Source organism: Mycobacteroides sp. H001 (assembly GCF_001440005.1).
Taxonomy (GTDB): Bacteria; Actinomycetota; Actinomycetes; order Mycobacteriales; family Mycobacteriaceae; genus Mycobacterium; species Mycobacterium gwanakae.
Genome location: NZ_LJYH01000021.1, coordinates 218,268 through 230,361, shown reverse-complemented (window position 1 = coordinate 230,361; position 12,094 = coordinate 218,268). Strand labels below are relative to the sequence as shown.

General features: G+C 63.4%; 16 protein-coding genes. 5 read left to right on the top strand and 11 right to left on the bottom strand.

Features of this window, described 5'->3' with window-relative positions; genetic code table 11:
• Both AOT83_RS03075 and AOT83_RS28315 read left to right on the top strand, forming a co-directional pair.
• Positions 1 to 522: a DoxX family protein gene (locus AOT83_RS03075; RefSeq protein WP_030094727.1), complete on the top strand. Its 522-nt coding sequence runs from the start codon at positions 1 to 3 to the stop codon at positions 520 to 522.
• A gap of 118 nt (positions 523 to 640) precedes the next feature.
• Complete coding sequence (locus tag AOT83_RS28315) at positions 641 to 766, top strand: hypothetical protein (RefSeq protein WP_044104255.1); 126 nt, start codon at positions 641 to 643, stop codon at positions 764 to 766.
• Between the two features lie 164 nt (positions 767 to 930).
• On the opposite strand, the gene AOT83_RS03070 is transcribed toward AOT83_RS28315, so the two are convergent.
• The 6 genes from AOT83_RS03070 to AOT83_RS03045 all read right to left on the bottom strand — a co-directional run bounded on the left by AOT83_RS03070 (position 931) and on the right by AOT83_RS03045 (position 6,454).
• Positions 931 to 2,712 carry an ABC-F family ATP-binding cassette domain-containing protein gene (locus AOT83_RS03070; protein WP_078284193.1) on the bottom strand — a complete coding sequence of 594 codons (1,782 nt, stop codon included), beginning with the start codon at positions 2,710 to 2,712 and terminating at the stop codon, positions 931 to 933.
• A gap of 7 nt (positions 2,713 to 2,719) precedes the next feature.
• A complete protein-coding gene (locus AOT83_RS03065; protein ID WP_057963851.1) occupies positions 2,720 to 4,033 on the bottom strand; it encodes an MFS transporter in 1,314 nt (437 codons plus the stop codon).
• Positions 3,985 to 5,010, bottom strand: a complete 1,026-nt coding sequence (locus AOT83_RS03060) for a PLP-dependent cysteine synthase family protein (RefSeq protein WP_030094724.1) — start codon at positions 5,008 to 5,010, stop codon at positions 3,985 to 3,987. The genes AOT83_RS03065 and AOT83_RS03060 overlap by 49 nt, the downstream gene beginning before the upstream one ends.
• A gap of 167 nt (positions 5,011 to 5,177) precedes the next feature.
• Positions 5,178 to 5,600 (bottom strand): hypothetical protein, encoded by a 423-nt coding sequence (locus tag AOT83_RS03055; RefSeq protein ID WP_109394765.1) that lies wholly within the window; start codon positions 5,598 to 5,600, stop codon positions 5,178 to 5,180.
• Positions 5,601 to 5,667: 67 nt separating this feature from the next.
• On the bottom strand, positions 5,668 to 6,042 hold the full coding sequence (locus tag AOT83_RS03050; RefSeq protein WP_057979790.1) for a hypothetical protein: 375 nt from the start codon (positions 6,040 to 6,042) through the stop codon (positions 5,668 to 5,670).
• Positions 6,043 to 6,088: 46 nt separating this feature from the next.
• The gene (locus AOT83_RS03045) at positions 6,089 to 6,454 is read right to left on the bottom strand and encodes a hypothetical protein (RefSeq protein ID WP_030094721.1); all 366 of its coding nucleotides are present in this window, start codon (positions 6,452 to 6,454) and stop codon (positions 6,089 to 6,091) included.
• Between the two features lie 179 nt (positions 6,455 to 6,633).
• Here AOT83_RS03045 and AOT83_RS03040 point away from each other — a divergent pair, with 179 nt between their 5' ends.
• Both AOT83_RS03040 and AOT83_RS03035 read left to right on the top strand, forming a co-directional pair.
• Entirely contained in the window at positions 6,634 to 8,157 is a 1,524-nt protein-coding gene (locus tag AOT83_RS03040; RefSeq protein WP_057963849.1) for a multicopper oxidase family protein, read from the top strand.
• A 98-nt stretch (positions 8,158 to 8,255) separates the two neighbouring features.
• A complete protein-coding gene (locus AOT83_RS03035; protein WP_030094719.1) occupies positions 8,256 to 8,534 on the top strand; it encodes a hypothetical protein in 279 nt (92 codons plus the stop codon).
• Between the two features lie 48 nt (positions 8,535 to 8,582).
• On the opposite strand, the gene AOT83_RS03030 is transcribed toward AOT83_RS03035, so the two are convergent.
• Positions 8,583 to 8,981 carry a VOC family protein gene (locus tag AOT83_RS03030; RefSeq protein WP_057963848.1) on the bottom strand — a complete coding sequence of 133 codons (399 nt, stop codon included), beginning with the start codon at positions 8,979 to 8,981 and terminating at the stop codon, positions 8,583 to 8,585.
• A gap of 118 nt (positions 8,982 to 9,099) precedes the next feature.
• Between AOT83_RS03030 and AOT83_RS03025 the strand changes: the two genes are divergently transcribed.
• A complete protein-coding gene (locus AOT83_RS03025; RefSeq protein WP_057963847.1) occupies positions 9,100 to 9,480 on the top strand; it encodes a nuclear transport factor 2 family protein in 381 nt (126 codons plus the stop codon).
• A 70-nt stretch (positions 9,481 to 9,550) separates the two neighbouring features.
• Here the strand turns inward: AOT83_RS03025 and AOT83_RS03020 are convergent, their stop codons facing one another.
• The 4 genes from AOT83_RS03020 to ychF all read right to left on the bottom strand — a co-directional run bounded on the left by AOT83_RS03020 (position 9,551) and on the right by ychF (position 12,092).
• Positions 9,551 to 10,102, bottom strand: coding sequence for a VOC family protein (locus AOT83_RS03020; RefSeq protein ID WP_057963846.1), 552 nt, complete (start codon positions 10,100 to 10,102; stop codon positions 9,551 to 9,553).
• A gap of 128 nt (positions 10,103 to 10,230) precedes the next feature.
• Complete coding sequence (locus tag AOT83_RS03015) at positions 10,231 to 10,647, bottom strand: hypothetical protein (RefSeq protein WP_198530410.1); 417 nt, start codon at positions 10,645 to 10,647, stop codon at positions 10,231 to 10,233.
• A 51-nt stretch (positions 10,648 to 10,698) separates the two neighbouring features.
• Positions 10,699 to 10,998, bottom strand: coding sequence for a hypothetical protein (locus AOT83_RS03010; RefSeq protein WP_057963845.1), 300 nt, complete (start codon positions 10,996 to 10,998; stop codon positions 10,699 to 10,701).
• A 20-nt stretch (positions 10,999 to 11,018) separates the two neighbouring features.
• Positions 11,019 to 12,092: a redox-regulated ATPase YchF gene (ychF, locus tag AOT83_RS03005; protein ID WP_030094714.1), complete on the bottom strand. Its 1,074-nt coding sequence runs from the start codon at positions 12,090 to 12,092 to the stop codon at positions 11,019 to 11,021.
• Between the last annotated feature and the right edge of the window lie 2 nt (positions 12,093 to 12,094).

The window sequence follows — 12,094 nt, the reverse complement described above, 5'->3', positions numbered from 1 at the left end:
GTGCCGAGCACCAAGCAGTACAGCGATCCGTTGACCCGCAACGATATTGGACTCTTGGTCCTGCGTGTCGCGGTGGGAGTGACGCTGTGCTGGAGTGGGCTGAACATCGTGTTCGCCTCCGAGCAATTCGCACAACTGGGCTCCTCGCCTATCCTGGCGCATCCCGATACGGCGGCGCGTGTGCTCGCGGGTGTCTACAGCATCGGGGGCGCCATGCTGGTCGCCGGACTTCTCACTCCCGTTGGCGCCAGTGCCGTGCTGGGTTCGATGCTTTACGTCGCAACCCAGACCTATGTGGCGCGAAACGACCTGTTGCAATCGGGCCCGGCCGTGCAGTTCCCCCTTGTGCTCGGCGCGGCAGCCATGGCGCTGCTGCTGTTAGGTCCGGGACGCATCTCTGTGGACGGGCGATTTGGCCGCGACGAGTGGCCTTCCGCGGTCTCATCGGTGCTGCTCATCGCCGGAATCGGGGGCGCGATCGCCGCGTGGGTGCTCATTAAGGGCACCAACCCGTTTTCTTAAGAGTTCAGCAAGGTCGCTCATGGTCTATGACCTGCGCCGATGCGTCTAGCGAAAATTGCCAGACTTTTCCGATTCGTAACTCAATGATTTCTTAATAGTGACCCCTACTGTTCAGTACATGACGAACGAGGAATTCGGTGCCACGGTCATCGAGATCGACTTCGAAGCCATCTACAGCGGCGAGATGCTGGTTGAGGGCGACAACTCGGAGCAGACCGATGAGTGGTTCCCGCTAGCCGTATAACGGCAGGTAGGCGAACCCCATAGGGGGGACGCATCGGCGAGGCGCGTAGCGCATCGCATGCCGGGCCAAGTCCCGGATGTTTCTCACTCATCCATTCAGTTCTAGAGCGAGGGCAGTCACACCGACTGCCCTCGCTTTTTTATTGAGGATCACGCCCGCGTGGGCTACTCAAGCTCTTCGGCGAGTTCCATCCACTGCACCTCGGCCGCGTCCTTCTCGGCGACGACGGCATTGAGTTCGGCGGTCAGCGTCACCACCCGGTCCGGGTCGGTGGCATGTTCAGCGAGCCGCTCATGCAACACGGCCTCTCGCTCCCCCAGCTTGGCAACGGACCGTTCGAGTCGTCCGAGCTCTTTTTGCGCGGCGCGCAATGCCGCACCATCACGGCCACGATCGGGTGCCGGTTTGGTGGGGGCCGCGGTGGGCTGGACGTGCCGGCGCAGATACTCCTCGATGCCACCGGGCAGATTGGTCAGCTTGCCATCACCGAACAGCGCCCACGTCGAATCGCACACCCGCTCGATGAGATACCGGTCGTGGCTGACCACAACCAGGGTGCCGGCCCAGCCGTCCAGCAGATCCTCGACCTGCTGCAGGGTTTCGATGTCCAGGTCGTTGGTGGGCTCGTCGAGAAGAAGCACGTTCGGCTCGGCCATCAGCACCCGGGTCAGCTGCAGCCGGCGACGCTCTCCACCGGAGAGGTCGGCGACCGGCGTGCGTTGACGTGCCGGGCTGAACCCCAGCATCTCGGCAACCTGTGAGGCGGAAAGCTCTTTGTCCCCCAGCGTGATCCGCAACGCGATCGACTCGATCGCATCGAGCACCCGGATGTCGCCGGGCAGGTCGTCCAGCTCCTGGCGCAGCCAGCCGATGCTGACCGTCTTGCCTTCCTTGCGGTGTCCGGCCGCCAACGGCACCGCACCGGCAAGCACGCGCAGCAGAGTCGTCTTTCCGGATCCGTTGACGCCCACCAGGCCAATGCGCTCGCCCGGGGCCAGGCGCCAGGTCAGATCGCGTACCAGTTCCTCACCGGCGGGTGTCGTCACCGTCGCGTCTTCAAGTTCGATGACGATACGGCCCAGGCGCCGACGCGCAAATGCGCTTAGCGCCACCGAGTCTCGCGGCGGCGGCACATCGGCGATCAGGGCCTCGGCCGCCTCGATCCGGTATCGGGGTTTGGACGTGCGCGCGGGTGGACCGCGCCGCAACCAGGCCAGCTCCTTGCGTGCGAGATTGCGGCGGCGCGCCTCCGCGGCATCGGCCTGCCGCCCCCGTTCGGCACGGGCGAACGTCCAGTCGGCATAACCGCCTTCATACGATTCGACGCTGCCGTCGACGACCTCCCAGGTGCGGGTGGCCACGGTGTCCAGGAACCACCGATCGTGGGTCACGACGACCAGCGCGGTGCGCCGCGCCAGCAGATGCTCGGCCAGCCACTGAACGCCTTCGACGTCCAGGTGGTTCGTCGGCTCGTCGAGAATGAGCAGGTCCAGATCGCGAACAAGTGCGGCGGCGAGCCCCACGCGCCGCCGCTGGCCTCCGGACAGCTCATCCACGCGCCGGTCGAGGCCGAGGGCCGCCACTCCAAGCCCTTCGAGGATCGAACGGATGCGCGCATCCCCGGCCCATTCGTGTTCGGCGACGCCCAGGGGCGCGATCACGACGTCGAATACCGTCTCGCCTTCAAGATCGTCGCGCTGGGTGACGACGGCTTGGCGCAGGTCACCGGTCCGGCTCACTCTGCCCTGATCCGCCGGTTCGACACCGGCGAGCACCTCCAGCAGCGTGGTCTTGCCGCCACCGTTGAGGCCCACCACCCCGATGCGGTCTCCCGCTTGCACCCCCAGGCTGACGTTCGAGAGCAGCGGCTTGACGCCGTACGACTTCGAAACACTCTCGAGGTTGACGAGGTTGATGGGTTTAGCGGGGCTGGTCATGGCCTCCACAAACTACTCAGGCATTGGCAGCCCGCGCCACTTCCCTGCCCTGGTCCAGCAGACCTGCCCGCCGCAACGCGAACAGCGCCGCGGCACACACCAGCCCGATCCCGGTCAGCGACACCCATAACAAGGCCGGCTTACCGTGCTGCTGGGTGTAACCGAATATCGAGCCGGTCAGCAGGTTCCCGGCCAAGATGCCGACGCCGACAATCGTGTTGTACAGCCCATAGTGGGTAGCCACCAACCTGTTGCGCGCCAACCTGACCACGGTGTCCATCTCGAAGGGGAACGTCGCGATGGTGCCCACGGCCAGCAGGGCCGCCGCCAGCAGCAGCGCACCGACGGCAGCGAGTTGCCCTGCCGACGCCGCTGTCGGTAGCAGCATCAGCGGCACAAAGGCTGCCGCGATGACCAGCATTCCGAGGACCAGGCTGCGGCTGGGGCCGAATCGCGCGGAAAGCCACCCGGTGAGTCGCACCTGCCCGGCGATAGCGACCAATCCGGACACCACGAAGATGCTTGTCACCAATACCGTTTCAGACTTCTTGTCGCCGGTCAGCAGAGCGGCCTGGAACGGCAGCGCGAGGTAGACCTGGAACGTCAGCACGTAGGACCCGATCATGGCGCCGGAGAACAACAGGAAGGCCCTGTTGGACACCACCGAACGCCAGTCGGCGAGCACCGGCTGGCGTTCCGCTTCCTGCTCGGCGCGGTTCGGCGGCAGCGCCATCAACTGGATCACCGTCAGGACCGCGAAGACCGCTGCGGCGACGGCGCAGGTGATCCGGAAGTCCCATGCCGTCAATGCGAGCCCAACGATCGGCCCGAAAAGGATTCCCGCCTGGTAGAAGACGTTGAAGACGGCGAAGGCCTCCACCCGACGTTCCCCGGAATCTGCTGCCAGGTAGGCGCGTACCGCGGGGTTGAACAGAGCACCCGCGAAACCCGTTGCCGCCGAGGCGATCAGTATCGCCGGCAGGGAGCCGACGAAGGCCAACATCAGGAATCCGCCGGTACGCAACAGACATCCCGCCACAATCAGTGGTTTGTATCCGAACCTGTCGGCCAGCGTGCCGCCGACCAGAAACATGCCCTGCTGAGAGAAGTTCCGGACACCCAGCACCAGCCCCACCATCCATGCGGCCAAGCCCAACGGCCCGGCCAGGTATCCGGCGAGGTAGGGCATCAGCATGTAGAAGCCGACGTTGATGGCGAACTGATTCACCATCAGAATCTGGCTGGGCCGATCGAAAGACCGGAACTGACGGAAGGTTTCGATCACGCCATTCTCCCGATTGGGTCGATCACGCGGGTCAGCCTGGTCCATCGGTCCACTACCCGATCCGACGGATCGTCGATCACGTCGGGATCCTGCGCCGGTGGACGGTCCAACAGATCGTGGCTGCGGCAGTAATCGTCATCGTAGATGGTGCCGTGGTAGCGCATCGGACCGTCGGGGAAGATTGCCGCGACACGCGATCCGGGAGCCGATGTCCGTGCCACCCACCCCGCGACCAATGCCACTGCCCCGACGCTCCACCCGCCGCTGGCGTGGTACGCAGCGGCCAGCGTCCGGGCCGCCCAGACGGCCTCATTCGGTGCCACCCAATGCGCTTCGTCGAATGCGGCGTAGTCGACATTGCCCGGATAGATGCTCGACCCGAGACCGCGCATCAGGCGTGAGCTGGCGGGCTGCCCGAAAATCGTGGAGCCGATGGTGTCGACCCCTACCAGTCGCAGGTCCGGATTATGTTCCCGCAGTACACGTCCCACACCCGAGGAATGTCCGCCGGTTCCCACCGAGCAGACCAGGGTATCCACTGTTCCGAGCTGGTCGATCAGTTCTTCCGCGAGCCCGCGGTAGGCATCGACATTGTCGGGGTTCTGATACTGATCGGGGCACCACGAATCCGTTTCGGCGGCAAGTATTTCTGCGACACGATCCTTACGCGCCTGCTGCCATCCTCCGATCGGATGTGGTTCTGTGACGATCTCGACGCGAGCGCCGTAGGCGGTCAACATGCTGCGCACGATGGGCTCCAGGCCCGGATCGGTGACGAGGGTGACCGGGTGCCGGTAGATGATTCCGGCCAGCGCCAGCCCCAGCCCCAGCGTCCCGCTGGTTGATTCGACGATCATGGCACCGGGCTTGAGTTCTCCGCGCGCCCTGGCCTGTTCGATCATGTGCAGTGCGGGCCGGTCTTTCATGCCGTTGGGGTTATGACCTTCGAGCTTGGCCCAGAAGCCGGTGCCCGGCGTCGCGAACGGCTCCGATACCCACAGCACCGGGGTGTTGCCCACCAGCGTGTTGGGGTCGTGGAACTTAGGCCCTAGGTGTGTGCAGCTACGACGAGATGACAGAGCAATGCTGTTGTTCATTGAGAATCCCTGCGTGGGGGCCGCACGGCGCGGCCGGGAAGCTGATGACGGCGTGCGGGCATGGCGGAACTCCGCTTTGCCCGAGGGGCCGATCAGCGCCGAATGACGCAGAGTTTGGTGAGAATGTCGCGGCCCGTTCGGGCCCCGTGATAACCGATAGCACGTGGTGGACCGCGCGAGAGTTGGGCAGCCACGGGCTGGAACACCAACATGGCGAGAGCAAACGCGGCCAGCACGAAGAGAATCCGCAGTGGATTGAAACCCCGGGCCAGTGCGACCAGCCCGTCCGCGGTCTGACATGCCATCTCGTGGACCGCGTTGTCGAGGTGCGCATGGGTAGCCGATGGCCCGTGCCCCTGGAGTGCGGCGTGCGTCGCCTTATGGTGCGGCGCCTCGCCGCCACCATGACCGACGGAGACACAGTGCAAGACCGGCAGGGTCGCGACCGTTGCGACGAGGACCGCGACCAGCCACAGCCGCCCACGGCGACTCGTGCGGCGCGCTCCGGTCAGCATGACGCGAGGTTAGCACGATTTAACATACCCTCATGGGGTATGTGACCTGATCGCTATCTAACTGTGGTCAGCACTCAACGCTGACATGCATGACCCGGTAGTCCAGCACCTGGACCAGCGGACTGGTGGGATCGGCCACACGGATGCGCTGCCAGCGGTACTCCGACCGCCCCTCGCGCACGGAGGTCGCAACGCATTCGGTCAGCGGTGCGCTGCCGCGCCGATTGATGACGACCTTGTCTCCCCGGGCCTTCAGGGACGTGATGACAACGTCGGCGTTCCCATGGTTCTTGGGACCGGCGTCGGCACGCGGCGTGCCAACAGCCATGAGTGCACCAGCAGCGGCCGCGGCCAAACAGAGGCCGCCGAGGCGGTGGAAGATGAGGCGTCCGTACATAACGATTCCCAACGTCTGCGCCACTTCGGTGTGGCGAGTCTTCACTGACAGCCGTATGCGGCAGCAGGACATATCCGCCGCAAGGGATTCATCAGCGCCGACTCACGCAGATCTGATGCAGACGGGCCCTGCCGCCAACGACCGTGACACACGCAGGACGACGAGGAGGCGCGCGTGTGACCACCACCCGCAAAGGGAGCAGCGAAACAGCCAAGGTCACGACCAGCGCCGCCGCCCATAGCATTCGGAATGCGTTACCGGATCGGACTTTTCCGGCGATCACATCGAAGATCTGGCTGGTGAAGTCCTGGGAGGCCCGGCCGATGTGCTGGCCCACACCCTCAACCGCGTCAGACGCGGACGCAGCGAGCTGGTGCGAGGCGACCGGGAGCGCCGCATCGGCCATCACCGTGCAATGCAGTACCGGCAGTGCGGCGATCACGCCTGCGACAAACACGGCTATCCATCGAGATCCCGACGAACCCCTGATTTTCACCACGTCGCCTCGGCCAGGACACGAGCACCCGACACGACGCGGACCCGCCACACCGGTTGCAGTTCACCACTGGACGGCAACACACCCCGACCGTAGCACGCGATTCGCTTTAAATACCCCTACGGGGTATATATAGCATCATGACAACGGGCAATTCACCACTGCTTGGCCGCCGCGAGCTCCTCCGCCTGGGTATGACCGTGGCCGCAGCCGGGTTTCTCGCGTCCTGCACCAGGAGCCCCTCCGGAACCGCGACACCACAACGCGTTACGCCTGATTCAGCCCGAGTCGCCGCAGTGGAAGCGGCCCGGCGACCCCAGGGGGCCGCGATCAGACAGTTCGCTCTGAACGCCGGACCCACTCAGCTCGACCTCGCCGGAACCCAGGTGCGAACGTGGGCATACGGAGGGCGGGTACCCGGCCAGGAGATCCGTGTTCGCAAGGGTGAAATCCTGCGCGTGCAAACTGTCAACAACCTCCCGGCGCCCACCACCGTGCACTGGCACGGGCTCGCCCTGCGCAACGACATGGACGGCGTGCCCGGCCTCACTCAGCCGGAAATACCGCCGACCGGAGTGTTCGATTACGAGTTCGCGGTGTCTCACGCGGGGACGTACTGGTTCCACCCCCACGTCGGCACGCAGATCGATCGCGGACTGTACGCGCCGCTGATCATCGAGGACCCCGATGAGCGCACCGAGTACGACGAGGAGTTGGTGGTGGCGCTCGATGACTGGATCGACGGCACCGGTACCGATCCCGACCAGGTGCTCGAAGGGCTACGCGCCAAGGGCATGCCCCCGATGGATCATTCGATGATGGGAGGCATGGGATCTGACCCGACCGCGCCGCTGGGGATGGACGCCGGCGATGTGAAGTACCCCCACTATCTGATCAATGGGCGGGTGGCTGCCGATCCGCAGGCCACTACGTATCGCGCCGGACAGCGGGTGCGGTTGCGCATCGTCAATGCCGGCGGCGATACGGCGTTCCGGGTCAGCATTCCCGGGGTGCCGATGACGGTTACGCACACCGACGGCTTCCCGGTGCAGCCCTTCCAGGCCGACACCATCCTGGTGACCATGGGCGAGCGAGTGGATGCCGTCGTCACCATCCCGGGTTCGTCGGTGCCGCTGGTGGCCGTACCCGAGGGCAAAGATGGCTTCGCCCAACTGATTCTGCGTTCCGGAGATACCCCGGTGCGCGGGCGCGCCGAAGATGCCGCGATGCTGATGAAGTCGCAGGTGCCGCTGGACACCGCGACACTCAGCGCTACCCCCGAGGTTCAACTGAGCCAGCGCAACGCGGACGTCATTCACGATGTCCGGTTGGCCGGACCCGTCGGCAAGTACACCTGGACCATCAACGGCAAGACCTACGACCCGCGCGACGGGCTGCCCGTACGTGAGGGTCAACGGACACGGCTACGTTTCGTCAACGACTCGATGATGTTCCACCCCATGCATCTCCACGGGCACACCTTCTCGGTCCGCGACGCGAAGGGGACATACCGCGCCCGCAAAGATACGGTCCTCGTCGCCCCCATGAAGACCGTCGAGGTGGACTTCGATGCCGACAACCCCGGGCAGTGGCTTACCCACTGCCACAACATCTATCACGGCGAAGCCGGAATGATGGCGGTCGTGTCCTACGTGCAGGACTAACGCGCGGCAGATTCTCTGCAGCACTGCATAGCGACCTTCGCGGAGAGCAAGATTGCTACCCTCGCAGAGAGATATACGACCACGTGAAGGGAGTCCCGGTGGCAAGTGAAGGTGCAGTTCGCCCCGAGGACGTTCTGTCCGACGCCGACAACTCAACCACCGTCGATGGACTCACCGTACGGAAGGGCACAGTTGCAGCATTCATCGCGAATGCCAAACTCTTAGAGACCACTGCCGAGTCAGATCCACGGCGAGCAGCCATCGAAAGCGAACTCCGAAACCTAGCGCCGGCCGTGCGTGCAGTCGGTCTCCTCGACGTATTCACACCGCGCTCGGAATTCATCACTTCGATCCTGAACGAGACGGCAGCGGATTAGTCGAATGCGTCGAATCGAAACTCATCGTGCGCACATGTCCACGACGAGTCATACCCCGAACTTGGCACGCGCCTCGTCGGTGACCGGGGTGAACAGATTGACGAGATTCCCGTCGGGATCCCGGAACAGCAGGGCGCGGTTCCCCCACGGCATCGTTGTCGGTTCGGTGACCACATCGGCGAGACGCTCGCGAAGCCGGGCGAATTCGGCGTCCACGTCATCCACGATGAACTCGAGAATGGCTGTGCGATTCGCCGCCGGCTCGGCAGATCCCTGCCCGAACAGCGGGACGGTTTTCTCGCTGCCGATCGCCAGCGTGCCGACCGGTGTCGGAATCTCCGCGAAGAGTTCATTCCCCCAGACGGCCACTACTTCGGTGACCATCTCGTAGAACGTGGCCAACCGATCGACGTCGGCTGTGATGATTCGTGTCGAAACGAATCTCATTGGTAGACCTCCTGGGGATGCCGCCGAGGATCGGCGGGCTGCGCGGTGAGCCAGATGCTAGGTGCGCACCCCGACAAGTCCGGGAAACTGGGACCATCTGACCGAAAGAAAGGCCTCTATGAACGACGCGGATCTGCGAGGTGCGCTCGAAGCCCACTGGACTGCCTCCGACGCGAACGACTTCGATGCGGAACATCGCGTCTATCGCGACGATGCGGTTCTCGAATATCCGCAGTCTGGTGAGCGAATTCGTGGCCGCGCCAACATTCAAGCCTCGCGCGAAGCTCAGCCGAACAGGAAACGGTTCAGCGTGCGACGGATCACCGGTAGTGGCGATCTATGGGTCAGCGAGCTCGTTGCGACGTACGACGCACAGCCGTTTCACGTTGTAAGCATCATGGAGTTCGAAGCCGGCGAGGTGATCCGCGAAACGCAGTACTTCGGCGAACCCTTCGAACCCGGGCCGTCCCGCGCTCAATGGGTTGAACCCATCGGATGATCAGACATTGAAACGGAATTCGACTACGTCGCGGTGCGGCGAGATCTGTCAACTTGAACGGTTACGCCGTTCACCGACGAGGTAGCGTTCGCCGTGCCTGCCAGACAAGGCCCGGCACGCTACTAGCGAGGTCTGGCCGACTGCCCGCGAAGCCGCTGAGCGCACGATAGAACGACCAAACCTGTCGTGGAGTAGGAATTTTCGGTATCCACGCCAACTCCCAATGAATACCGTTGATTGGGTCGTCGAAGAACACGGCGTAATAGCCGGGCCAGTACTGTGGATACGTCTTAGGCTCGTCAGTAACCTCGATACCCCGCGAGATCAAGAACTCGCGGTAAAAGCGGTCGACCTCTTTCCTGCTGCGGGCCCACAGCGCAACATGATTGACGCCCACGGCCTGTTCGGCATGGGTCAGCTTTCCTCCGGTCCGGGCCGGCTGCACACCGATGTAGCTGTGCAGATTGAAATGCTGAGTCATGTAGTAAATCGACTGATACTCCATGTTCAACGATGAAAAGCTGCTGTACCCCAGCCAGCCGAACAAGGCGTCATAGAATGCGATAGAAGCGTCGTACTCCAGTACCGCGAACTCAACGTGACTTACACCGCGCCATCGCATTCTGCCCCCTACGAATCGTCTACTACACAGTGCAGTAGGACTGACCATGACAGTGAAGCACTCACCGTGTCGCAGGGCTACGGTTTCTGCCGATCAGACGTTGAAGCGGAATTCGACCTGATCTTGTTTCACACCATATCCTCGAAGCTATCTTCACCCGGTCGCCACACCATCCAGGCCCCGTCCGTGAAACCCATGATTTCGGCGATCTCCACGGCCACCTCTTCACGGGTGGGATGCATTGCAACGGCACCCGTGTCCAGCTCGATTCGAATACCAACGCCTGTTCGTTCCATCGTCGTGAGCACAGTGCCCGGGGTCAGGTTGCGCAGGGCATCGGCGTATCCCTGATCGGTCTCCCGCCACTCACGGTCGGCGTACTCCACCACGGGCCACACGTAACAATTGAGCACCACTGGATTTCCGACACCAGGTGTGCCGTCGAACCTCAGTTGCACGTAGTCATTGACGACAAACTCAACTGAGTACATACGCTCACCAACCAGTCGCGACAGCAACTCATTGGCAACGTACGGATTGCTCACCGGGTCACTGCTTTGGACGTAGACGTTGATCCAAACCGGAACTCCGCCAGGTCAGCGCCCATCGCGTAACCACCAGGCGTGGATCTGTCGTGTGAAATCGAGTTCGGCCAGATCGTCATTCGAGGACAGTCCGTAATGACTCGCAAGTCGATCAACAAGCCGCGCGCTCAACTCTTCAGGCCCCGCATTGCTCTCTAACCACCCACGAATTGGAGCAACCAGATCGTCGTACTCTTCATCGTCTGACGGGATTATCTCACCCCGATAGACACCGAGCACGTCCCAGGATCGAAGCATCTGCGCGAGGTGCAAGCTCTGCTCGTCGAAGTCATCCCGCCGTCTGCGGCTCATTATTTCGCTTGATTCCCCGATCAGACGTTGAAGCGGAATTCGACTACGTCACCGTCGACCATGACGTAGTCCTTGCCTTCCATCCGGACCTTCCCGGCAGCCTTCGCCGCGGCCATCGAACCGGCTTCGACGAGGTCCTCGTAGGACACCACCTCGGCCTTGATGAAGCCCTTCTCGAAGTCGGTGTGGATGACCCCGGCCGCCTTGGGCGCGGTGTCTCCTTGGTGAATCGTCCACGCCCGCGCCTCTTTTGGCCCAGCGGTCAGGTAGGTCTGCAGCTTGAGCGTGTGGAATCCCGCATGCGCCAACGCATCCAGACCCCGCTCGCTCTGCCCGATGGACTCCAGCAGCTCAGCAGCGGACTCCTCGTCCAGCTCCTGTAGCTCGGACTCGATCTTCGCGTCCAGGAACACCGCATCGGCGGGGGCCACCAGCTCCCGCAGCTGAGCGACCCGCGCGTCGTCACCGAGCACCGATTCATCGGCGTTGAACACATACAGGAAGGGCTTGGTGGTCATCAGGTTCAGCTCCCGCACCACCGACCAGTCCTGCCCGGTCGAGAACAGCGTCTTGCCGCTGTCGAGGACCTCCTGAGCGGCCTTGGCAGCGTCGGCCAGTGGCTGACGGTCCTTCTTGGTCTTGGCTTCCTTCTCCAGCCGCGGCACCGCCTTCTCCAGCGTCTGCATGTCGGCGAGAATCAGCTCGGTCTCGATCACCTCGATATCGGCGGCCGGATCGACGCGGCCGTCTACGTGCACGACGTCGTCATCGGCGAATACCCGCACCACCTGACAGATGGCATCGCATTCACGGATATTGGCCAGGAACTTGTTCCCCAGCCCGGCCCCCTCGGAGGCACCCTTGACGATTCCGGCGATGTCCACGAACGTCACGGTCGCGGGCAGGGTCCGCGCCGAGCCGAATACCTCCGCCAGCTTGTCCAGGCGCGGGTCCGGCAGCGGCACCACGCCCTCGTTCGGTTCGATGGTCGCAAACGGGTAGTTGGCCGCCAGCACGTTGTTGCGCGTTAGCGCGTTGAACAGCGTCGACTTTCCGACGTTCGGCAGACCAACGATTCCCAAGTTCAGGCTCACGA

Bases quoted from the DNA above. Each gene is read 5' to 3' on its own strand.
- AOT83_RS03065 (WP_057963851.1), bottom strand. From the start codon at position 4,033: ATGGACCAGGCTGACCCGCGTGATCGACCCAATCGGGAGAATGGCGTG.
- AOT83_RS03040 (WP_057963849.1), top strand. From the start codon at position 6,634: ATGACAACGGGCAATTCACCACTGCTTGGCCGCCGCGAGCTCCTCCGC.
- AOT83_RS03025 (WP_057963847.1), top strand. From the start codon at position 9,100: ATGAACGACGCGGATCTGCGAGGTGCGCTCGAAGCCCACTGGACTGCC.
- AOT83_RS03055 (WP_109394765.1), bottom strand. From the start codon at position 5,600: ATGCTGACCGGAGCGCGCCGCACGAGTCGCCGTGGGCGGCTGTGGCTG.
- AOT83_RS03020 (WP_057963846.1), bottom strand. From the start codon at position 10,102: ATGCGATGGCGCGGTGTAAGTCACGTTGAGTTCGCGGTACTGGAGTAC.
- AOT83_RS03010 (WP_057963845.1), bottom strand. From the start codon at position 10,998: ATGAGCCGCAGACGGCGGGATGACTTCGACGAGCAGAGCTTGCACCTC.
- AOT83_RS03030 (WP_057963848.1), bottom strand. From the start codon at position 8,981: ATGAGATTCGTTTCGACACGAATCATCACAGCCGACGTCGATCGGTTG.
- AOT83_RS28315 (WP_044104255.1), top strand. From the start codon at position 641: ATGACGAACGAGGAATTCGGTGCCACGGTCATCGAGATCGACTTCGAA.